Below are 19,770 nucleotides of genomic sequence, written 5' to 3'. Positions count from 1 at the left end.
CGTCTTCTCCGAAATTGAAATGTCAGTCGCGGGCCGAAGCACCGCGTATAATATCTGCGGCTTTTTCGGCGATCATAATGGTGGGGGCGTTGGTGTTGCCACCAATCAGGCGGGGCATGATCGACGCATCAACCACACGCAGCCCCTGCAGCCCGTGCACCCGAAGCGAGGGATCAACCACCGACAGCGGATCGGTGCCCATCTTACAGGTGCCAACCGGATGATAAATCGTATCCGCCCGCGCACGAATGTGCTGCTCCAAGGCAGCGTCATCCGGCTCATCGTTTATGAACAATTCCTTGTCTGCGTAGCCCGCCAGTGGCTCTGCCGCCATGATCTGCCGCGTCTTGCGGACGCCCTTGATCAACACGGCCAGATCCTCTGGATCGGCAAGGAACTGCGGATCAATTCGAGGGGCAGCCTTGGGATCAGCGCTGTTGAGGCCAACAGAGCCGCGGGACTTCGGTCTCAGCACACAGATATGACAGCTGAACCCATGTCCCATGTGCAGCTTGCGCGCGTGGTCATCGACAATTGAGATGACGAAATGCAGCTGTATGTCAGCCCGTTCGTCATTGGGGTTGGTCTTTAGAAACGCGGCCCCTTCGGCGAAGGGCGTGGCGATCATACCGCGCCCGGTCTTGCGCCAATTCCAGATATGGCGCAGCAGCGAAACACTGCCAGGCAAGGAGATACCAAAATTGTCCCGATCCCGCGACTTATAAGCCAGTGTGAAATCGAGGTGATCCTGCAGATTCTGGCCAACTCCCGGCAGTTCGTGCACCATATCGATCCCATGCGGGCGTATGTCTTCGGGACGGCCAACACCAGACAGTTGCAGCAGCTGGGGTGAATTGAACGCCCCACCGCTCAGGATCACTTCGCGACGGGCACGCACCATATGCGCGCGACCACCCCGACTATAGCGCACCCCAACTGCCCGCTTGCCCTCAAATGCAACAGAGGACGCCTGCGCGCGGGTGATCACCGTCAAATTTGGCCGATCCATGACCGGATGCAGATAGGCCGCCGCAGCCGAGCACCGCTCGCCATTGCGATCATCCCGGTGAAACTGCGTCACCTGATAGTGGCCGATGCCTTCGTTATCGCCTGAGTTGAAATCCTCACGGTGCCGGATTTGGAGGGACTGCCCGGCCTTCACAAAAGCCTCTGTGATCGGGCGAGGCGATTTCTGATTGCTGACCTGAAGCGGACCAGCCGCGCCATGCAAAGCATCATCACCACGTTCGTTGTTCTCAGACTTTCGGAAATAGGGCAGCACCGATTGCCAGTCCCACCCGTCACACCCCAAGGCCGCCCACTCGTCATAATCTTTGGCATGGCCACGAATATAGAGCATGGCATTGATGGCGCTGGATCCACCCAACCCCTTGCCACGTGGCTGATAACCCCGCCGCCCGTTCAGACCCGGCTGCGGCACCGTCTCATAGGCCCAGTTATTGATCTTTGGGCGACCCGGCAGCATGGCAACAACCGCAGCCGGGGCCCGCACCAACAGACCGTCACCGCGCCCGCCGGCCTCCAGCAGGCAAACCGTCACATCGGGATCTTCACTCAGTCGGGACGCCAGCGTCGACCCCGCCGAGCCACCGCCAACGATCACATAGTCCGCCTCCATCACGACCTCCCCGCACACCTACATCAACAGCTCTCCCAGGCTGCCAGCAGATCAGCGCCGCTTTTGTGAGAACTGTCCACTCTGACGGTACGTCATCGCGCGGGCGGAGTGGGTGGACAAAAGTCGGTCTTGAAAAAGAGAAATTGGTGCCGCTGAAGGGACTCGAACCCCCGACCCCATCATTACGAATGACGTGCTCTACCATCTGAGCTACAGCGGCGACTGGTGCAGGTGAGCCCCGCAACGGTCTGTGCGGCGCGCTTTAGCATCGGCGCACCGCTTGGAAAAGATCTATTTCACGCTTTGGGTTTTGGGTTTCCCATCATCCGTGTCCGAGGCCTCGGGCAGTGTTTCGCCCATGTCGGACGCAGAAGTATCGTCCCCATCCAACAGCTCCACCTCTGGAATATCAGAGGTATCCGGGCCAGCTGCGCCTTCCGGCGTGCCGGTGATCAATGGCAGAACCTGCGCCCCTGTGGCACCAACAACCTCCGGTGCCTCCGGACGGCGCCAGCTGAGGGTATCAAAGCTGGCGCAGTTCTCGCAGACCGGCGCCCATTCTGCATGGATGTGGTTGCAGTTTCCACAGACCCACTGCGGCCCGCGTGGCGCATTCAGCGCCCGTGCCAGCCAGCCCTGGATCACCGCATCGCTGGCGCCCTCCCCCTTTTCGATCGCCGCCATCAGGGTCAACGCACGTGCGTCCGGTTCGCGTTCAACCAGATCGCCCAGCGCGCGGCGCGCCTCTGGGAAATCCTCAGCCACGATATGCAGTTCGGCCATCACCAAACGGGTCTCATCATGTTGCGGCGCAAGACGTGACAGCTGGGCAAACCGTTTCACCCGCTCCTGTGCGGTTTCAGTCGGCTCAACCTCTGCAAACGCGTGGGCCAGATCAGGGTGCGGCTGCGCCTCCCAGGCTTTCTTCAACACCCGGATTGCATACCGTTTCTTGTCCCGGGCCAGATAAGCCCGTGCCGCCATGGCTGCCGCCGGAACCAAATCCGGCGAAAGCCGGTTTGCTTCTATCGCCTGTTCCTGCTGCTCGACCGTCGCGCCCTCTTCAACGATCGCCTTGGAGGCCGACAGCGCCAGCACAGCATCGCGGCGTTTGTAGACATCACGTGGCAGGGTGCCGGTCTTCAGCTTGGTGGTCAGCGTCTTGCGGGCCCCGGCCCAGTCCTGCGCCCGTGCCTGAAGCGTCAGCAGGGTATCTTGCACCTCCTCATGCTTGGGCCGCAGGCTGAGCGCCTTTTCCGCCAGTTGGCGCGCGGTGTCGGTATCCCCTTCAGACAGCTTTTGCTTCATGATGCCTCGGACACCAACAAAGCGGGTCGACTGGTTGCTTACCAAGCGTTTGTACGCCTCGGCCGCCTTTTTTGTGTCCCCGGCCAGTTCCGCCGCCTGCGCGGTCAACAGATCCGTCAGTTCCGGCTTCTCCAGATATTTCTCCGCCCGCGCAGCCTTGGCCATCGCCAGGCGCCCCTCACCGGAGGCCAGCGCCATCAGACCGTCAGAGAGCGCCTGATATCCCTTCCGCTCGCGACCCTTGTCAAAATAGCGCGAAATTGCGGTTTCATCTCCATTGAGAAACCGCAGCGTTGCCAGCAACAGTGACAACAGTTTGAACAGGACCCAGACTGCAAACACCAGAATGGCCAATGCGATTACCGACTGCAGCGCACTCAGGGTATATTCGGTACCGGCGACAGTGATCTGCACGCCTCCTGCCGTCTCCGTCAGCAAGGCAGCACCAAAGGCCAGCACCGCCACGATGGCGACAAATACGAGGATCTTCAACAACGACCAGAGCATGGCAGCTTCCTTATTTGGCGTTCAGGCTTTGGGCCAGTTCATTCACGGCAGCAACAGCGGCCAGACGGGCGCGCGCAGCGGCCTCCCAATCGGCCAACGGTCCACGGGCGGTTTCCGGCAGAGCTTGCAACTCAGTCAGGGCGCCTTGCAGATCGCCGCTCTGCACGGCGGCTTCGGCGCGCGAAAGCACCGCATCCGGGTCATCTCCATCACGCGGGGCGACCGAACGCGCGCCGAGCTGACGCCGCACATAGGCCGTAATGCCACCTGTTCCCTTGGTTTCCTGACGGGCCGAAGCCAGGGCCTCACGCGCAGCCGGGGCAAAACCATCACGCAGGCTTGCACGTGTGCTGACGCCTGCCTCTGCGGACCCGGTCAATGCCTCCGGCGCGATCACGCCAACGGCCTGCAACTCTTCGATCAACCCGCCAAAGCTGGTACCCGCATCAATCGACGACCGCAGCCGGGCGACGATTGTCTGGGCGCTTGCAATACGGGCGGCTTCGGCACTGGCAGCATCCATCGCCCGCGCCTCCTCGACCATCTTTTCCACTTCGGCGCGCTGTTCGGCGAGGCTGTCCTGCAGCTTGCTCAGCTCAGCCTCAAACGCGGCAACAGCGGCCGGGCTGGCAGCATCCGTGATGGGTCGGCTCTCCAGAGCATCCACACGGACCGCCAATGCCTCAATCGCCCCTGCCAATTCATCAGATCCAGTCGCCGTCTCACTGGACCGCAGGGAGGCAACCTCTTCTGTCAACGCATCGATTTGCTGCGTGAGCGGCGCGATATCCGGGGCATCGTCAGCGGCAACCCGCTCCTCCAGCTCCGCAATCTGAGCGCTGAGGCTTTCCTTCAACTGCTCAAGCGCGGCTGCATCGACGGGCGCTGAACTGCGCCAAGAAGGCGGCATAAAATCATTCAGCACATTCGACTGTCCCGCCACAAAGCCAAGCCCGGCGGCAACGACCCCCCCTAGGAGAGCGGCTCCAAAACCACCACGTTTTTCGACAACACGTTCGACCTCATGGACCGGTGCCGCAGCAACAGGCGGGGTATCAACTGTTTGGTCCCCCGACGCATTTTCAGCAGTCTTGCCCTCAGCTGTCTCAATGGGATCGAGATCCCCGTCCCCGAGCGCAGCATCGTCATCCGACACATTGGAGACAGCATTCTCTTCGGCAGGCGCGGGATCCGTGTTGTCCGGATCGGTCAAGTCCGCCACAGCAGCCGTATCGGAAGTCTCATCATCTTCAACACTCAAGCTGTCAGAGACCGCATCACCAGCAGTTGTGTCGTCGATATCCGGTTTGGAGACAGACGTCTGGCTCTCTTCTGCCTGCGTCTCATCGGATGTTTTCTTGTCAGCCACGCCGACGTCCCCCTCGATTCTCAAAATCTCTTAACAGCAACTCAGCAATAAACTTACTGTGCCGATGGCCCACCCTCAACCCGCGCCAGACCAGCTGCGGCATCACGCACCAATGTACGCATTGCTGCCGCGGTTGGAGACTTACATATCTGTAAGCCCTTGCATTTCAAGCCTTTCAGAGGCTCTGCAACCGCCTTGCTGAATGCAATCAGATGCAGGCCTGCGCGATATGGCGCCAATTTGACAAATTGCTGAGCGGTCCGCGGTGAAAAAAGCGGCACGATCAGCGACGCTTGCGCATCCATCGCAATCCGCGCCTCGTCTTCATAGGGAAGCAAAACCTGATCATAAATCACCTGTTCCCGGCAATTGACCCCGGCCAGGCGAAGCCGCTCGGCTATGTCGCCGCGGCTATGGACGCCGCGCAAATGTGTCAACAGGCCTGTAGGCGGCGCCTCGGTTAGATTCTGCACCAACGCGTCAGCGTCCTGCCCACAGCAAATCGCGCGCCACCCTTTCGCCGTTGCGGCCTGCGTTGTGCGTTGCCCGACGCAATAGGCGCTCTGCCCCGCAAACGGCGCAGTCGCATACCGCACCCCATTGGCGGATGAGAAGATCACATCCCCTGACGAAAGCTCCCATTCAGAGGCATCAGGTCGCGGGTTCAGCGGAATTGTTTTGATTAACGGCGCGTAGATCACCTGCACAGTCGCTTGGGTCGAGGTGGGCAGATCTTCGACAAATCGCTCTGCCACCCCACGGGGGCGCGTCATCAATAGGCCGACCATCACACGCCCCTCGGGATTGTTCGCCACTGTCATAGGTGGTAGCCCCGGCAGAGACAGGATGCAACGGTAACACCATGAAACAAAGCCTCACCCTTCTGGGATTGGAAAGCAGCTGCGACGATACGGCGGCTGCCGTGGTGCGCCAGTCCGGGCAAGCCCCGGCAGAGGTGCTCTCCTCCGTCGTGTTTGGCCAAACCGAACTCCACAGCGCCTTCGGCGGTGTGGTGCCGGAAATTGCAGCCCGCGCCCATGCGGAGAAGCTCGATCACTGCGTCCGCGATGCGCTGGCCGCGGCCAATCTGCGCTTGCAGGATATGGATGCCATCGCCGTCACCGCAGGTCCGGGACTGATTGGCGGCGTGATTTCCGGCGTGATGTGCGCCAAGGGGCTGGCGGCCGCAACGGGGCTACCGCTGGTTGGCGTCAACCATCTGGCCGGCCATGCGCTCACGCCCCGACTGACGGATGCGGTCCCCTATCCCTATCTGATGCTGCTGGTCTCAGGCGGGCATTGTCAGTACCTGATCGTACGGGGGCCGGATGAGTTCAAGCGACTGGGCGGGACAATCGACGATGCGCCCGGCGAGGCCTTTGACAAGACTGCCCGCCTGCTCGGCCTGCCGCAACCCGGCGGCCCCTCGGTGCAGAAAGAGGCCGAAAGCGGGGATCCCCGCCGCTTCCGTTTTCCCCGTCCGCTATTGGACCGTCCCGATTGCAACCTCTCATTCTCCGGCCTGAAAACCGCACTGATGCGCATGCGGGATCAGGTGATGGCTGAGAAGGGCGGTTTGACACGACAGGACCGCGCCGATCTCTGTGCCGGTTTCCAGGCTGCTGTCGCTGACGTCCTGGCGGAGAAAACGCGCCGCGCAATCCGACACTATCTTGAAGAAGCCCCGGCGACCCGCACCGTCGCCGTCGCAGGTGGCGTCGCAGCGAATACAGCTATTCGCGCCGTGTTAGAGACTGTTTGCTCTGAGGTTGACGCACAGTTCCTTGCCCCGCCTCTGGCGCTTTGCACGGACAATGCGGCGATGATTGCCTACGCCGGGCTTGAACGGTTCCGCAATGGCGCGCAGGACGGCATGGGCCTGACCGCCCGGCCACGTTGGCCACTGGATCAGAGCAGCCCCGCCATGTTGGGCAGCGGCAAAAAAGGCGCAAAGGCATGAGTGTTTCGGTACTGGGATCCGGCGCATTCGGCACGGCGCTGGCAATTTCGCTCGCAGGTAATGGCCCGGTTACCCTATGGGCGCGGGACGCTGATCAGGCGCGCGATATGCAGGCGACCCGGCGCAACACCCGGCGCCTGCCCGGCGCCGATCTGCCCGAAACACTGTCGGTGACCAGTGATCTGGAGCGCGCGACGCAGGCTGATACCATATTGCTTGCCGTGCCGATGCAGACCCTACGGAGTTTTGTCAGCACCCATGCTGATCTGCTGCGCAACCGGGCTCTTGTGGCCTGCTGCAAGGGGATTGAACTCAAGACCGGTCAGGGTCCCTTGGTGGTTCTCCACGGCTGCCTTCCGACGGCTCGAACCGCCTTGTTGACCGGCCCCAGTTTCGCCGCCGATATCGCAAAAGGCCTGCCAACGGCGCTGACGCTGGCCTGTCGTGACCCGGAAACAGGGGCGCAATTGCAACAGCAGCTGACCACGAAAAACCTTCGGCTCTACCGCACTACGGACACCAGCGGCGCCGAAATTGGCGGCGCGCTGAAAAACGTGATGGCGATTGCCTGCGGTGCCGTCATCGGCGCTGGACTTGGCGACAGCGCCCGCGCCGCACTGATGACCCGCGGCTATGCGGAGATGCAGCGCATGGCACTGGCGTCCGGTGCGCAGGCCGATACGCTGGCAGGTCTTTCCGGGTTTGGCGATCTCACTCTGACCTGCAGCTCAGAGCAGTCGCGGAACTATCGTCTTGGGCTGGCGATTGGAGGGAACGAAACGTTTGACCCCAATATCACGGTTGAAGGCGCCGCTACGGCGCGTGCCGTCCACGCCGAAGCCCAGGCGCGAAATCTGGACATGCCCATCACCGCCATTGTCGTGGCTCTGCTCGATCAGCGCTTGACGATTGCCGACGCCACCGCTCAACTGCTTGCAAGACCATTGAAAGAGGAATGACATGCTGATTGCCCTGATCGCGCGCGATAAACCCGATCATTTGCAGACCCGGATGGACAACCGGGCGGCGCATCTCGCGTATATTGAGGAAACCGGTGTTGTGGCGCAGGCCGGTCCCTTGCTGGACCAGGATGGTGGTATGGTTGGCTCGCTGATCATCCTTGATGTCGAAGACATGGCCGTCGGTCAGGCCTGGGCCGACAACGACCCCTACGCCAAGGCAGGTCTGTTTGAGGCGGTTGAGCTGATCACCTGGAAGAAAGTCGTCGGCTGATGGCGTATTGGCTGTTCAAATCCGAGCCCTCCACCTGGAGCTGGGCTGACCAGCAAGCCAAGGGCGAGACGGGTGAGGAATGGGACGGCGTGCGCAACTATCAGGCGCGCAATTTCATGCGTGAGATGAAGCTCGGCGATCGCGGGTTTTTCTATCATTCGATGAAGGAAAAATCCGTGGTCGGGATTGTTGAAATCTGCGCTGAGATTCATCCGGACAGCACCACAGATGATCCCCGCTGGGAATGCGTTGATATCAAAGCGGTGCGCAGCTTTGCTGTGCCAGTGACGCTTGATCAGATCAAGGGGGACCCCCGTCTTGAGAATATGGTTCTGGTGAAGAACTCCCGGCTGTCAGTACAGCCTGTCACCGCAGAGGAATGGGCCCATATCTGCGCGTTGGGGAAGACAGATCCCGATTGATCTGACAAAATTCTCTCACTGATGCTGGTTTCAGGGAGAGATCAATGGAAATTCTGAATGTTATTGCCGCGGCTATCGCTGGCTTTGTTCTAGGCGCAGTCTGGTATGGCCTGCTTGCCGAACCCTGGATGCAGGCGGCGAAAGTTCCGCGTGATGAGGCTGGCAAACCTACGGGGGGGCAGACACCAGCGGTGTTCGCCGCGACGTTTGGTCTGCAGATTGTCGTGGCCGGTATGATGCGCCATGTCTTTGCGCTCTCGGGTATCGATACGGTTGGCGGCGGTCTGGTCAGCGGTCTGGGCATCGGATTGTTTTTCATTACGCCGTGGATCATGATCAACAACCTCTACGCCGTTCGCCCATTGCGTCTCTCGATGATCGACGGTGGCTACGCGACGCTTGCCTGTGGCGCCATCGGTCTGGTCCTGACGCTATTCTAAGATCCGTGGCCAGCAGCCGTGCAATAAAAAAGGGAAGATCCGAGCATATGCCAGGATCTTCCCTTTCACCCCACGTGCTCCAATTCCACCACACGTGTTCGTAAATCTGTGATCCTGGCCATCCTGACCGGTCTTTAGACGATAGTCCGGTCAGCGGTGATTCCGCAAAGGCAATACAGGTAAAATGCAACACATGTACAACCTGAGACTGTCTTCTTGGCGTTGCAGCGTCCCGCGAAGCCCACTGGATCACAGACGTGCCTCCAGTGTTTCAGAGGCAAGATGGCAACGACAAAGAAGCCCGCCGGATCCGTCCGACGGGCCTTTTCGATCGATCGTTCGGCTGATTGATCAGCCGTAGACGGATTCTTTTCCGAAGTGTTTGGTCAGCATATAATAGACAACGGCGCGATATTTGTTCCGCTCTGATTTACCGTAGGTTTCAATCACGCTGTCAATCGCAGACATCAGCTCGGGCCCATCAGACAGTCCCAGCTTTTTGATCAGGAAGTTGTTTTTGACGGTTTCCAATTCCGCCGGCTGACTGGAGGCGACGGTCGATGCATCAGCATCATAAATAGCCGGACCACAGCCGATGGTGACCTTTGTGAGCAGATCCATGTCCGGATCCATGCCACATTTGGTTTTCAGATCATTTGCATATTGCTCGATCAGATCGTCGCGTTTTCCCAAAGCTCTCTCTCCCATGTTACTCGCGGAACTATTGTTATCGCCAGGCGCAGCGCCTGATCGGTTCTTATTCCAGCAGCTTAGCCGCAGATCGGAACAGGGCAACTGGGAATTTCGAAGACCGCCTCTCATTTCTGCGAACACGCCCTGGATTACCCGCTACCAAATGCAAAAAGGCGCCCCTACAAGAGGGGCGCCAGTTGCTTCAGTCGGCACCGTAGTCAGGTGCCGGATCAAAAGATCAGAGCGTCATTAGACGCTGTTACCGATCAGGCGATCATCCTGCAGCGGTTTGATCATGTCTTCGTCGATCTCCGGCATGGAACGCAGCGCCGCTTCGGTGCGGGTGCTCAGCTTCAGCTGACCATTGCGGGTGAAATCCATATCGGACAGCGGCACGGCGACAGTATATTCGTTCATACCAAGAAAGCCGCCAACACCGATGACACCTGCGATTTTGCCATCCTGCTCAATCACATAATCGATTTCACCGACGTCCTTGCCAGTGGCGGAAAACACGTTTTTCCCAACCAGATCAGCGACGGTCATCTCATCCAGGGGCGGCAGTGGTTCACCTGCCGCGTCCGAGCTGTCGTATTCGCCGCGTGGGATGGTGGTGGAAGCGTCAGAACTTGCATTGACGTTTACATCGCCATCCGCAGGCATTTCGTCGTTCACGGTCTCCACGCCGCTGTCGATTTTATATTCACCACGCGGAATGGTCGTACCCTCGGTGGTGTCAAGCGACGCGCCGCTGGTGGTGTCTTGACCGCCAACAGTCTCGATCTCGGTGTCCGACTTGCTTTCACCGCGCGGGACGGAAGTGCCCGCCTGTGCGATCCCTGCGCCCGCCATCAATGCAGCAGCAGTAACACCAGCCAGAATACGGGTTTTGGTTTTCAGTTCGGTCATGTCGTTTTCTCCTTTGCTTGAAGTACGCCAACCAAACGTCACCAACCTTGCAGACGTTCCAAGATTTCCGTGGAATTTCGCCCCTAAATTTTTGGAACTTCTGCGTGCAGGATTGCGTTGCGCGTCCGCGGAGCGCGTTAGATCAATCCAAGAAAAAGGCAATTAAAATACAGTCACATAACCGAAAACACCCCGCCAATGGCGGGGTGTTGCTTTGGTCACTCACCTGCGCAATTGCACAGGGTGACTGATGATCAATACCGGTAGTGCTCAGGCTTGAACGGGCCTTCCGGTGTGACGCCGATATAGGCGGCTTGTTCAGGCGCCAGTTTCGACAGTTTTACACCGATCCGCTCCAGATGCAGACGGGCGACTTTCTCGTCCAGGTGCTTGGGCAGAATGTAGACATCGTTTTTGTAGGTCTCACCACGGGTCCACAGCTCAATCTGGGCCAGAACCTGGTTGGTGAAAGAGGCCGACATCACAAACGACGGATGCCCGGTTGCGTTGCCAAGGTTCAACAAGCGACCTTCGGAGAGCAGGATCAGACGGTTGCCCGAGGGCATCTCGATCATGTCGACCTGCTCTTTAATGTTCGTCCACTTGTGGTTCTTCAGATTGGCAACTTGGATCTCATTGTCGAAATGGCCAATGTTGCCAACAATCGCCATATCCTTCATCTCGCGCATATGCTCGATCCGGATGACGTCTTTGTTGCCAGTCGTGGTGATAAAGATATCGGCGCTGTCGACAACATCCTCCAGCAGCACCACCTCAAAACCATCCATGGCTGCTTGCAGGGCACAGATCGGGTCGACTTCGGTAACCTTAACCCGGGCGCCAGCACCACGCAGCGACGCGGCGGAGCCTTTGCCCACATCGCCATAACCGCAGACCACCGCTACCTTGCCAGCCATCATCGTATCCGTGGCGCGGCGGATCCCGTCGACCAGCGATTCCTTACAGCCGTATTTGTTATCAAACTTCGACTTGGTGACCGAATCGTTCACGTTGATCGCCGGGAAGGGCAGTTGCCCCTCTTTCACCAGCTCATACAGGCGGTGGACACCAGTTGTGGTTTCCTCAGAAACGCCCTTGATCGCGTCGCGGGTCTTGGTGAACCAGCCCGGGCTTTCAGCCATGCGCTTCTTGATCTGGTTAAAGATCGCCTCTTCCTCTTCCGAGGTTGGGATTTCGATCAGATCCGTTTCACCCGCCTCAACGCGCGCACCCAGCAGCACATAGAGGGTGGCATCACCACCATCGTCCAGAATGAGGTTGGCACCTTCGGGGAACTGGAACGAGCGATCCAGATAATCCCAATGCTCAACAAGGGTCTGACCCTTGATCGCAAACACAGGCGTGCCACCAGCGGCGATGGCCGCTGCGGCGTGATCCTGTGTCGAGAAGATGTTGCAGGAGGCCCAGCGCACATCGGCGCCCAGCGCCACCAGCGTTTCGATCAGAACTGCGGTCTGAATGGTCATGTGAAGCGACCCGACGATCCGGGACCCTTTCAGCGGCTTGCTATCGCCGTATTCGTCGCGCAGGGCCATCAGCCCCGGCATTTCTGTCTCAGCGATATCGAGTTCCTTGCGGCCAAACTCGGCCAGCGCGATGTCCTTGACGATATAATCCCCGGGCATTGCCTGCTCCATTCCGGTTACAATTTGTCTACCGCAGCAGGTAACACCGCAATGGTTTATAAGCAACGAAGATGCCCAAAAGCGCCGGGGCGCGGTGACCAGCGGTCATGCGCCCCGGCCTTCCCAACGGTCCGGGGGGACAGGTCAGCTGGGTGTGCCTTGTGGTTCGGGGTCGTCCGTCACTTGGAAAAACCCCGTACCAGAGGCCACGACACAGCTGAGCCCGTTGGGATGGGAAACCAGCACAGTAAATGTACCGGTTGTCGCGGAAGCCCAGAACTCAATCACGGTGGACACAGGCTGGCTGGATTGCAGCCCGCCTGCGGTCAGCCGCTCCGCGTACGAGGATTGCAGGCGATCCACAATATGATCGCGCGGGCTACACCCCGCCGCCAGCGCAGGTGGCGCGGTTGCAAGCATTCCAAAGACAAGCGAGGTACAGGCAAGACGTTTAAACATGGCAGTCTCCTTTCGTGTGCGTCTCAGCGACGAAAGAGGCCTGCCAAGGGAGCAAGAGCCCCTGTCGTATCTATAAATATGGGGTCTTGGCATGGTGTTATCAAATGCCAAGCGGTCAACTGTTTGTGGCGATCCGCGTGATCAGGCAGGGGCAATCAGCCATATTCTCTGCAAAACCGCATCGATGATCAGCGCCCACTGCACCACAAGCAATTGCACGACGATCCTCCACCAGCTAGTCAGAAAGCAGCGTCAACAAGAAGGCACAGACCATGCCCCCCACACCTCCGCGCGCCTGGCAACGGATGCTCTCTGGACGTCGGCTGGACCTGCTCGACCCGACGCCGGTTGATGTCGAGATTGAGGATATCGCCCACGGATTGGCCTTTGTGGCGCGCTGGAATGGTCAGACCATCGGTGATTTTGCCTATTCCGTCGCAGAGCATTCGCTGTTGGTCGAGACGATCTATGGTCGCCTCAATCCCAAGGCTCCTGTGCGCTGGCACTTGGCCGCGCTGCTGCATGATGCCCCGGAATATGTCATCGGCGACATGATCTCACCCGTGAAAAACGCGGTCGGCCCCAGCTATGGCGAACTCGATCAGCGGCTGACGGCTGCGATTCACATCCGCTTTGGCCTGCCTGCGGCCCTCCCCAAAACAATTAAGGCGCAGATCAAAAAGGCAGACCGGATCAGTGCCTGGATGGAAGCGGTGGAGATTGCCGGATTTTCCCGCCGCGAGGCAGATCGGCTATTTGGAAAGCCGGATCAAACACTGCTGGACGGTCTCTCCATCCGCCTACGGCCGCCGGTTGAAGTGCGTAGGGACTACGTGACCCGTCACGCCAAGCTCTTGGCGCAGCTCTGATCTCGAGAAAAAAGCCTCTCCAAGTTAGGAGAGGCTGAGGCCCTATTTGGGGCTGCGTTTTGCAAGGATCCGCTGCAACGTGCGCCGGTGCATATTGAGGCGCCGAGCGGTCTCGGAAACGTTGCGGTCACAAAGCTCATAGATCCGCTGAATATGCTCCCAACGCACGCGATCCGCGCTCATCGGGTTTTCCGGCGGGGGTGGCAGCTCTTCCTCATTGGCGAGCAGCGCATTCATAATGTCCGACGCATCCGCAGGCTTTGACAGGTAGTCAGTTGCACCAATTTTCACAGCAGCCACGGCGGTCGCAATCGCACCGTAGCCGGTCAGTACAACCACACGACTGTCAGGACGGCGTTCCCGCAGGATCTCAACCACATCCAATCCGTTGCCATCCTCAAGTCTGAGATCCACCACCGCAAAGGCGGGTGGACGTGCTGTGGCAATCGCACTGCCTGCCGCAACAGAGCCAGCGGTTTCAACCTCAAATCCCCGTTTTTCCATGGCTTTGGCCAGACGCCGCAGAAAGGGCTCGTCGTCATCGACCAGCAAGAGTGTCTTGTCTGGTCCTATCTCCTGCATAGCAGCTTCGCCCATACTGTCGGTCCCCCGCAATGTCGTCAGGTCGTGAGGCTTGATATTACGTCTCACCCCGGAAACGTCAAACCTTCATCCAGGTTACAGATTTTCCAGGAAGCAACCGACCTTATCAGCGATCTGCTCCGGGGTCTCGTCGCGGCGGAAGAATTCGACAAACCCCTGCTCTGGCAAGACCAGATAGGAAAAGGTCGAATGATCAACAAGATAGTAGTCTTCATCACCATCCTGTTTCTTGTAGTAGGTCTTGTAGGCACGGCTGGCGGCCTTGACCTGCTCATGCGATCCGGTGAGGCCAATCATACGCTCATGCAGATTGGCGGCGAAGTCGCCGACCACTTCAGGCGTATCGCGATCCGGGTCGATGGAGATGAACACCGGCGTCACATCCTGCCCGCGTTCATCGAGCAGATCGATGGCCTCCGCATTGCGCGCAACATCCAGCGGGCAGACGTCAGGGCAGAAAGTATAGCCGAAGTAGACCAGCGACGGCTTGGCGATCACATCTTTCTCTGTCACGGTTTCACCTTTGGCGTTCACCAATTCAAACGGACCGCCAATGGTATCCGAGCCGCCAGCGATCTGACTGGCGCGGCATTGCGCGAAGTCATCGCCCGCGCCGCCACCTCGTGTGGCAAACCAGGCGCCGCCCACTAGGGCGGCAACAACAACGGCAGCAAGGATAGCGTAGAGACGGGTCATGAGATCACACTTTGCGCAAGGAATAGGTTTGTCGACAGGCTGCGCCAGACCTACCAAGAATTTCAGGCGATGCAACGGGCGGAGCGATGCAACCGCCGCGCATCAACCAGACCGGGTCATGGCGATCCTGCGCGGGGTCGGACCTATCGCAGGCCACCCCCCAATGACCAGACGGACAAAACAGCGCAGCCGAGGTTGGTCCACAGGTTTTCACGCCAAAGAAAGGCCCGTAAATCTACTGGTCAATTGTCTGTGAGCGCCAGGAGTGCGAGACTGCCGCAACGGTTCTGCTTCGTCATTTTCGGTTTCACCTTGCTAGGGACCGGCCTGTATGCAAGCAGATTCCAACAAGACCACCAATGCCCCCCTTTTCGCCATGGAGTGCGAGATGAGCGCGACAAATATCGATCTGCTGAGCGGTCAGGAACGCAGCCACTGGATCCGCCTACGCACCTTGATCCTGCTGCGCTGGGTGGCGATTGTTGGTCAGGTTTCAGCGATTACCGTGGCCCAGCAGCTGTATAATCTGCAGCTGGAACTGGTGCTGTGCTATATCGCTATCGGTGTGTCCGTGCTCGGCAACCTGATCGCAATTATATTGTTTCCCCAGAATAAGCGCCTGTCGGAGTTCGAGAACTTTCTGATGGTTCTATTTGATCTCTTACAGCTGAACTTCCTGCTGTATCTGACCGGCGGGCTGAACAATCCCTTCGCGCTTCTGGTATTGGGTCCTGTGACCATCTCAGCCTCGATGATGCGGCTCCGCTCTACGCTGATCATCGGGGCAACCGCGATCATTCTGGTGACACTGCTGGCAGAATTTCATCTGCCATTGCGCACACCGCAAGGTTTTGTGCTGCGGGTGCCGGACATCTTCGTCTTCGGCAACTGGACAGCCATTGTGATCGCGGTACTGTTTATTGGCGCCTACTCCTATCGTATCAGCGCCGAGATCCGGTCGATGTCTGATGCGCTGGCCGCAACCCAGATGGCCCTGTCCCGCGAACAGAAGCTGACCGATCTTGGCGGTGTGGTGGCTGCCGCGGCGCATGAGTTGGGCACGCCACTGGCCACGATCAAACTGGCCAGTGCTGAGCTGATAGATGAACTTGATGACCGGCCTGATCTGCGCGAAGATGCGGCGTTGATCCGCGAACAGGCAGACCGCTGCCGTGATATCCTGCGGGGCATGGGCCGCAGCGGCAAGGACGACCTGCATCTGCGCCAGGCCCCTCTTTCCACCGTGATCAACGAAGCGGCTGAGCCCCATATGTACCGGGGCAAGACTATCCAGTTCAAAGAGGCCCCCGAAAGCGATGGCGATCTTCAGCACCCGACTATTCTGCGCCAGCCGGAGATCATTCATGGGCTGCGTAATCTGGTTCAGAATGCCGTGGATTTCGCCCGCTCAACCGTCTGGATTGATGCCAGTTGGAATGATGAGACCATCACACTGCGCATCAGCGATGATGGACGGGGATACCCGTCACATCTGTTGGGCCGAATTGGCGACCCCTTCGTGCGCCGCCGTCGCAGCGACAGCGACCGGCGCCAGCGACCGGAGTATGAGGGCATGGGTTTGGGACTGTTCATTGCCAAAACTCTGCTTGAGCGCAGCGGTGCTCAGCTGACGTTTGCAAATGGCTCAGATCCAAATCAAACGCTGACCCGTGATCCCGCGCGGCGCGGAGCTTTGGTACAGGTCAGCTGGCCTCGCAGCAAAATTGACGCTCTGACGGGCGAAAATGCCGTTCCCATCGGGGAAAATAAACGTATAGAAATTTAACTATTCACTTTTAGGCAACCAATTAAACTTCATTTAACCATTATCAGGAAACATCGGGGGCAAGAGCGAAACACTTGTGGGTAACGGACATCATGCAGCAGATCCTATCGACCGACTGGCTTGTATTGGCGACGCTTTGTGCGGCAACGGCAGCGACCGCTGTCTGGTGGTTGTCTCCCAACCCCAAACCCAAGGGGTTTGAGCAGGACCTGCTGCAGGGGGATGGACGGTCCGACGCCGTGTTTCTCTTTGATGATACGACGCTGATCGGCTGGTCCTCTGGCGCGCGCCGTTTCATTGGAGAACAGGCCGAAACCTTCAGCTGGGCGAACCTGCGCGAACAACTGGCCCGCAGTTATCCCGGCTTGCCGCAATCCCCCGGCTTCCTGAAGGATGTCGGCCCGCTAGTGCTCTCTGGCACAGCCAACGCCGAAAGCCGCGAAGCGCTTTGCGAATGGATCGACGGTGTGACCCGCGTGCAGCTGCGCAGCACCACATCCGAAGAACATAATCACAGCATCGACCAGGAGCTGACCACCCTGCGCTCCGCCGTGCATCAAGCGCCCTATCCGGTTTGGTTGCAGTCCGATGACGGTGCCGTCACCTGGTCCAACCTCGCCTATGATGATCTCAGCCAGAAGATCCGTGGTCGCAATGTCGATTTCTCCGAACCTTTGTTCACTGATCTCGATGACCCGATGGCCAGCGGCAAGCCTGAGCGGATCTCGATCCCGCTGCCCGAGAGCAAGAAAAAACTCTGGTACAATATCTCGACCACCGAAACCGAGTCTGGCTGGCTCTGCCATGCGGTCGATGTGAACGCGGTTGTTGACGCCGAGATCGCCCAGCGCAACTTTGTGCAGACGTTGGCAAAAACCTTTGCCCAGCTGTCCATTGGCCTTGCGATCTTTGACCGCAATCGCCAGCTTGTTCTGTTCAACCCCGTGCTGATCGACCTGACCGCCCTGCCCGCCAACTTCCTCAGCTCACGTCCGAATCTGCTGACCTTTTTTGATCGGCTGCGCGATCAGCGCATGATGCCGGAACCGAAAAACTATTCCAGCTGGCGTCACCAGATGGCTGATCTGCTGGAAGCAGCGGCTGAGGGGCGCTACCAGGAAACATGGTCGCTGCCATCTGGATCGGTTTATTCCGTCTCCGGTCGCCCGCACCCCGATGGGGCCATCGCCTTCCTGTTTGAGGATATCACCGCCGAGATCACCCTGACCCGACAGTTCCGCTCGGAGTTGGAAATGGGTCAGTCGATCATGGATCAGATGGACGAAGCCATCGCGGTTTTTGCCAATGATGGCACCATGACCTTCTCCAACGCCGCCTATCATGATCTCTGGCAGATGGATCCCGACGGCAGCTTTGCCAAGATCACCATCATGGACTCCAGCCGCGTCTGGCAGGACATGTGTGCTGCAACGCCTGCCTGGGGCGAGATCCGGGATTTTGTTGCCGGCAGCGAGAATCGCACAGCCTGGTGGGCTGATGTACAGCTGCGCAGTGGCACGCCTCTGGTCTGCAAGGTCAGCGCCATCCAGAATGGCGCCACCATGGTAAGCTTCCGCTCCCCTGAACCAGCCCCCGCTCCGGTTGATCAACAGCGGTTTGCGATTACAAAACAGGGCAAATAGAACAGCCCTCATTGTCTGAAATCAAAGAGATTGCCCGGTTCGATCCCGGGCTTTTTCGATCCAGCTTGCAGCGCCGCGCGCAGGGCGGCATTGTCGCGCCATGACAATCCAGAAGACCCTCGTAATCCCCCTGCCCTCGCCCGAAGCGACTGCCGATCTGGCCACCCGTTTGGGCGCAGAACTGAGCAATGGTGACTGTCTGCTTCTGTCGGGCATCATCGGCGCCGGCAAAACGCATTTTGCCCGCAGCCTGATCCAGTCGCAGATGACGGTGCCTGAGGATGTGCCCTCACCGACATTCACCCTTGTTCAGACCTATGATCTGCCAACTGGCGAATTGTGGCATGCTGATCTCTATCGCCTGTCGTCGCTGGATGAGATTGAGGAACTTGGCCTGATCTCCGCCTTTGAGACCGCCATATGTCTGATCGAATGGCCGGATCGGCTGGCCGAACTGACGCCAGCTGCCGCTTTGCATATATCGCTGGCCTTGGATCCGGACGAAAACGACGCCCGTACCGCTACGCTGCGCTGGAGTGACGCGCGTTGGGAGCCCTTGATGAAACAGATTGCCGCATGACCGACCGAGAAAACCTCATTGCCACCTTCCTCACCGATACCCCATGGCACAGCTGGACCCGCGTGCCGCTCGCTGGGGACGCCTCCAACCGGCGCTATGAGCGGCTTCGCGATGCAAATGGCGCCACCGTGGTGTTGATGGACGCACCGCCGGATCAGGGAGAGGACGTCGCCCCATTTGTCGCGATTGCGACCTACCTGCGGGAGCAGGGTCTGAGTGCGCCGGAAATTCTGGCCGAGGATCATGACAATGGCCTCCTGATCATCGAAGATCTGGGAGACGCGTTGTTTGCGCGCGTGATGCGCGACACCCCTGCGCAGGAGCGTCCGCTATATCAGGCGGCAACGGATGTGCTGGTCGCGTTACATGAGGCCCCGATGCCGGAACTGGAACCGCTCGGACCACGGTTGATGGCGGAACTCTCCAGCCTCGCCTTTGCCAAATACCGCGATGTGATACGTGAGGAGGCCTCACCGGAACATGCCGCCCGCTTCACTGATCAGTTCGAGGATATTCTACGCCGCACGATCAAAGGCGACGTGGTGCTGGTTCAGCGCGATTACCACGCCGAAAATCTGATCTGGTTGCCGGAGCGCAGCGGCGTTGCACAGGTCGGTCTGCTGGATTTTCAGGCCGCGCGCGCCGGTCATCGCGCCTACGACCTTGTGTCACTGCTACAGGACGCCCGTCGCGATGTCCCTGCAGTGATCGAAATGCAGATGATGGAACGGTATATCGCTGCAACCGGTGTCGATGAGGGCAGCTTTCGCGCCGCCTACACCGTGCTGGGCGTGCAGCGCAACATGCGTATCTTGGGCGTTTTTGCCCGCCTCGGGCGTGACTATGGCAAACCGCATTACGTTGATCTGATCCCCCGCGTCTGGGACCATTTTCACCGCGGGTTGGATCACCCGGCGATGGCACCACTGGCGGAATTCCTGCATCAGGAAATGCCTGCGCCCACCCCCGATGTACTGGACCGGTTGCGCGGCTGATGGCAGAGATCGC

The 19,770-nt window shown here is 59.1% G+C and carries 20 protein-coding genes and 1 tRNA gene; 10 read left to right on the top strand and 11 right to left on the bottom strand.

Annotated features, from left to right (window positions below):
* Positions 1-22: 22 nt before the first annotated feature.
* From phaeop14_RS16670 to phaeop14_RS16650, 5 genes are all read right to left on the bottom strand, one after another.
* Entirely contained in the window at positions 23-1,639 is a 1,617-nt protein-coding gene (locus tag phaeop14_RS16670; protein ID WP_096790155.1) for a GMC family oxidoreductase, read from the bottom strand.
* Between the two features lie 144 nt (positions 1,640-1,783).
* A tRNA-Thr gene (locus tag phaeop14_RS16665) sits at positions 1,784-1,859 on the bottom strand.
* Between the two features lie 71 nt (positions 1,860-1,930).
* Positions 1,931-3,454, bottom strand: a complete 1,524-nt coding sequence (locus phaeop14_RS16660; protein ID WP_096790154.1) for a heme biosynthesis protein HemY — start codon at positions 3,452-3,454, stop codon at positions 1,931-1,933.
* Between the two features lie 10 nt (positions 3,455-3,464).
* Positions 3,465-4,823, bottom strand: a complete 1,359-nt coding sequence (locus phaeop14_RS16655) for a COG4223 family protein (protein WP_244905783.1) — start codon at positions 4,821-4,823, stop codon at positions 3,465-3,467.
* A gap of 53 nt (positions 4,824-4,876) precedes the next feature.
* Entirely contained in the window at positions 4,877-5,644 is a 768-nt protein-coding gene (locus phaeop14_RS16650) for a uroporphyrinogen-III synthase (RefSeq protein ID WP_096790152.1), read from the bottom strand.
* A 41-nt stretch (positions 5,645-5,685) separates the two neighbouring features.
* Here phaeop14_RS16650 and tsaD point away from each other — a divergent pair, with 41 nt between their 5' ends.
* Genes tsaD through phaeop14_RS16625 form a run of 5 tightly spaced genes read left to right on the top strand, consistent with a single transcriptional unit; the run spans position 5,686 to position 8,878 of the window.
* Positions 5,686-6,783, top strand: coding sequence for a tRNA (adenosine(37)-N6)-threonylcarbamoyltransferase complex transferase subunit TsaD (tsaD, locus tag phaeop14_RS16645; RefSeq protein ID WP_096790151.1), 1,098 nt, complete (start codon positions 5,686-5,688; stop codon positions 6,781-6,783).
* The gene (locus tag phaeop14_RS16640; protein WP_096790150.1) at positions 6,780-7,742 is read left to right on the top strand and encodes an NAD(P)H-dependent glycerol-3-phosphate dehydrogenase; all 963 of its coding nucleotides are present in this window, start codon (positions 6,780-6,782) and stop codon (positions 7,740-7,742) included. The genes tsaD and phaeop14_RS16640 overlap by 4 nt, the downstream gene beginning before the upstream one ends.
* 1 nt (position 7,743) lies before the next feature.
* Positions 7,744-8,016 (top strand): YciI family protein, encoded by a 273-nt coding sequence (locus phaeop14_RS16635; RefSeq protein ID WP_040179032.1) that lies wholly within the window; start codon positions 7,744-7,746, stop codon positions 8,014-8,016.
* Positions 8,016-8,438 carry an EVE domain-containing protein gene (locus phaeop14_RS16630; RefSeq protein WP_096790149.1) on the top strand — a complete coding sequence of 141 codons (423 nt, stop codon included), beginning with the start codon at positions 8,016-8,018 and terminating at the stop codon, positions 8,436-8,438. Before phaeop14_RS16635 ends, phaeop14_RS16630 begins: the two co-directional genes overlap by 1 nt.
* A 44-nt stretch (positions 8,439-8,482) precedes the next feature.
* Positions 8,483-8,878: a DUF1761 domain-containing protein gene (locus tag phaeop14_RS16625; protein ID WP_096790148.1), complete on the top strand. Its 396-nt coding sequence runs from the start codon at positions 8,483-8,485 to the stop codon at positions 8,876-8,878.
* A gap of 351 nt (positions 8,879-9,229) precedes the next feature.
* Here the strand turns inward: phaeop14_RS16625 and phaeop14_RS16620 are convergent, their stop codons facing one another.
* The 4 genes from phaeop14_RS16620 to phaeop14_RS16605 form a co-directional block, all read right to left on the bottom strand.
* Positions 9,230-9,571 carry a DUF2853 family protein gene (locus tag phaeop14_RS16620; RefSeq protein WP_024098919.1) on the bottom strand — a complete coding sequence of 114 codons (342 nt, stop codon included), beginning with the start codon at positions 9,569-9,571 and terminating at the stop codon, positions 9,230-9,232.
* 249 nt (positions 9,572-9,820) lie between these two features.
* Positions 9,821-10,480 carry a PRC-barrel domain-containing protein gene (locus phaeop14_RS16615; protein WP_040179023.1) on the bottom strand — a complete coding sequence of 220 codons (660 nt, stop codon included), beginning with the start codon at positions 10,478-10,480 and terminating at the stop codon, positions 9,821-9,823.
* Between the two features lie 254 nt (positions 10,481-10,734).
* The gene (gene ahcY, locus phaeop14_RS16610; protein ID WP_040179021.1) at positions 10,735-12,126 is read right to left on the bottom strand and encodes an adenosylhomocysteinase; all 1,392 of its coding nucleotides are present in this window, start codon (positions 12,124-12,126) and stop codon (positions 10,735-10,737) included.
* Between the two features lie 144 nt (positions 12,127-12,270).
* Positions 12,271-12,585: a hypothetical protein gene (locus phaeop14_RS16605; protein ID WP_040175077.1), complete on the bottom strand. Its 315-nt coding sequence runs from the start codon at positions 12,583-12,585 to the stop codon at positions 12,271-12,273.
* Between the two features lie 272 nt (positions 12,586-12,857).
* Between phaeop14_RS16605 and phaeop14_RS16600 the strand changes: the two genes are divergently transcribed.
* Complete coding sequence (locus tag phaeop14_RS16600; protein WP_040175079.1) at positions 12,858-13,454, top strand: HD domain-containing protein; 597 nt, start codon at positions 12,858-12,860, stop codon at positions 13,452-13,454.
* Positions 13,455-13,496: 42 nt separating this feature from the next.
* Here the strand turns inward: phaeop14_RS16600 and phaeop14_RS16595 are convergent, their stop codons facing one another.
* Complete coding sequence (locus phaeop14_RS16595) at positions 13,497-14,051, bottom strand: ActR/PrrA/RegA family redox response regulator transcription factor (RefSeq protein WP_040175081.1); 555 nt, start codon at positions 14,049-14,051, stop codon at positions 13,497-13,499.
* 81 nt (positions 14,052-14,132) lie between these two features.
* On the bottom strand, positions 14,133-14,753 hold the full coding sequence (locus phaeop14_RS16590; protein WP_096790147.1) for an SCO family protein: 621 nt from the start codon (positions 14,751-14,753) through the stop codon (positions 14,133-14,135).
* Positions 14,754-15,141: 388 nt separating this feature from the next.
* Between phaeop14_RS16590 and regB the strand changes: the two genes are divergently transcribed.
* The 4 genes from regB to phaeop14_RS16570 all read left to right on the top strand — a co-directional run bounded on the left by regB (position 15,142) and on the right by phaeop14_RS16570 (position 19,757).
* Positions 15,142-16,539: a sensor histidine kinase RegB gene (regB, locus tag phaeop14_RS16585; protein WP_040175308.1), complete on the top strand. Its 1,398-nt coding sequence runs from the start codon at positions 15,142-15,144 to the stop codon at positions 16,537-16,539.
* A gap of 92 nt (positions 16,540-16,631) precedes the next feature.
* Entirely contained in the window at positions 16,632-18,182 is a 1,551-nt protein-coding gene (locus phaeop14_RS16580) for a PAS-domain containing protein (RefSeq protein ID WP_040175086.1), read from the top strand.
* Positions 18,183-18,282: 100 nt separating this feature from the next.
* Positions 18,283-18,762: a tRNA (adenosine(37)-N6)-threonylcarbamoyltransferase complex ATPase subunit type 1 TsaE gene (tsaE, locus tag phaeop14_RS16575; protein WP_096790146.1), complete on the top strand. Its 480-nt coding sequence runs from the start codon at positions 18,283-18,285 to the stop codon at positions 18,760-18,762.
* A complete protein-coding gene (locus tag phaeop14_RS16570; protein ID WP_096790145.1) occupies positions 18,759-19,757 on the top strand; it encodes an aminoglycoside phosphotransferase family protein in 999 nt (332 codons plus the stop codon). Before tsaE ends, phaeop14_RS16570 begins: the two co-directional genes overlap by 4 nt.
* Positions 19,758-19,770: the final 13 nt, after the last annotated feature.

The sequence above is a fragment of the Phaeobacter piscinae genome, from assembly GCF_002407245.1.
Lineage (GTDB): Bacteria > Pseudomonadota > Alphaproteobacteria > Rhodobacterales > Rhodobacteraceae > Phaeobacter > Phaeobacter piscinae.
This window is presented reverse-complemented; position numbering and strand designations above follow the sequence as displayed.

What these genes read in the sequence shown, in the direction of transcription:
- phaeop14_RS16670 (WP_096790155.1), bottom strand. Translation starts at nt 1,639, where the DNA reads ATGGAGGCGGACTATGTGATCGTTGGCGGTGGCTCGGCGGGGTCGACG.
- phaeop14_RS16660 (WP_096790154.1), bottom strand. Translation starts at nt 3,454, where the DNA reads ATGCTCTGGTCGTTGTTGAAGATCCTCGTATTTGTCGCCATCGTGGCG.
- phaeop14_RS16650 (WP_096790152.1), bottom strand. Translation starts at nt 5,644, where the DNA reads ATGACAGTGGCGAACAATCCCGAGGGGCGTGTGATGGTCGGCCTATTG.
- tsaD (WP_096790151.1), top strand. Translation starts at nt 5,686, where the DNA reads ATGAAACAAAGCCTCACCCTTCTGGGATTGGAAAGCAGCTGCGACGAT.
- phaeop14_RS16640 (WP_096790150.1), top strand. Translation starts at nt 6,780, where the DNA reads ATGAGTGTTTCGGTACTGGGATCCGGCGCATTCGGCACGGCGCTGGCA.
- phaeop14_RS16635 (WP_040179032.1), top strand. Translation starts at nt 7,744, where the DNA reads ATGCTGATTGCCCTGATCGCGCGCGATAAACCCGATCATTTGCAGACC.
- phaeop14_RS16630 (WP_096790149.1), top strand. Translation starts at nt 8,016, where the DNA reads ATGGCGTATTGGCTGTTCAAATCCGAGCCCTCCACCTGGAGCTGGGCT.
- phaeop14_RS16625 (WP_096790148.1), top strand. Translation starts at nt 8,483, where the DNA reads ATGGAAATTCTGAATGTTATTGCCGCGGCTATCGCTGGCTTTGTTCTA.
- phaeop14_RS16615 (WP_040179023.1), bottom strand. Translation starts at nt 10,480, where the DNA reads ATGACCGAACTGAAAACCAAAACCCGTATTCTGGCTGGTGTTACTGCT.
- ahcY (WP_040179021.1), bottom strand. Translation starts at nt 12,126, where the DNA reads ATGCCCGGGGATTATATCGTCAAGGACATCGCGCTGGCCGAGTTTGGC.
- phaeop14_RS16605 (WP_040175077.1), bottom strand. Translation starts at nt 12,585, where the DNA reads ATGTTTAAACGTCTTGCCTGTACCTCGCTTGTCTTTGGAATGCTTGCA.
- phaeop14_RS16600 (WP_040175079.1), top strand. Translation starts at nt 12,858, where the DNA reads ATGCCCCCCACACCTCCGCGCGCCTGGCAACGGATGCTCTCTGGACGT.
- phaeop14_RS16595 (WP_040175081.1), bottom strand. Translation starts at nt 14,051, where the DNA reads ATGGGCGAAGCTGCTATGCAGGAGATAGGACCAGACAAGACACTCTTG.
- phaeop14_RS16590 (WP_096790147.1), bottom strand. Translation starts at nt 14,753, where the DNA reads ATGACCCGTCTCTACGCTATCCTTGCTGCCGTTGTTGTTGCCGCCCTA.
- regB (WP_040175308.1), top strand. Translation starts at nt 15,142, where the DNA reads ATGAGCGCGACAAATATCGATCTGCTGAGCGGTCAGGAACGCAGCCAC.
- phaeop14_RS16580 (WP_040175086.1), top strand. Translation starts at nt 16,632, where the DNA reads ATGCAGCAGATCCTATCGACCGACTGGCTTGTATTGGCGACGCTTTGT.
- tsaE (WP_096790146.1), top strand. Translation starts at nt 18,283, where the DNA reads ATGACAATCCAGAAGACCCTCGTAATCCCCCTGCCCTCGCCCGAAGCG.
- phaeop14_RS16570 (WP_096790145.1), top strand. Translation starts at nt 18,759, where the DNA reads ATGACCGACCGAGAAAACCTCATTGCCACCTTCCTCACCGATACCCCA.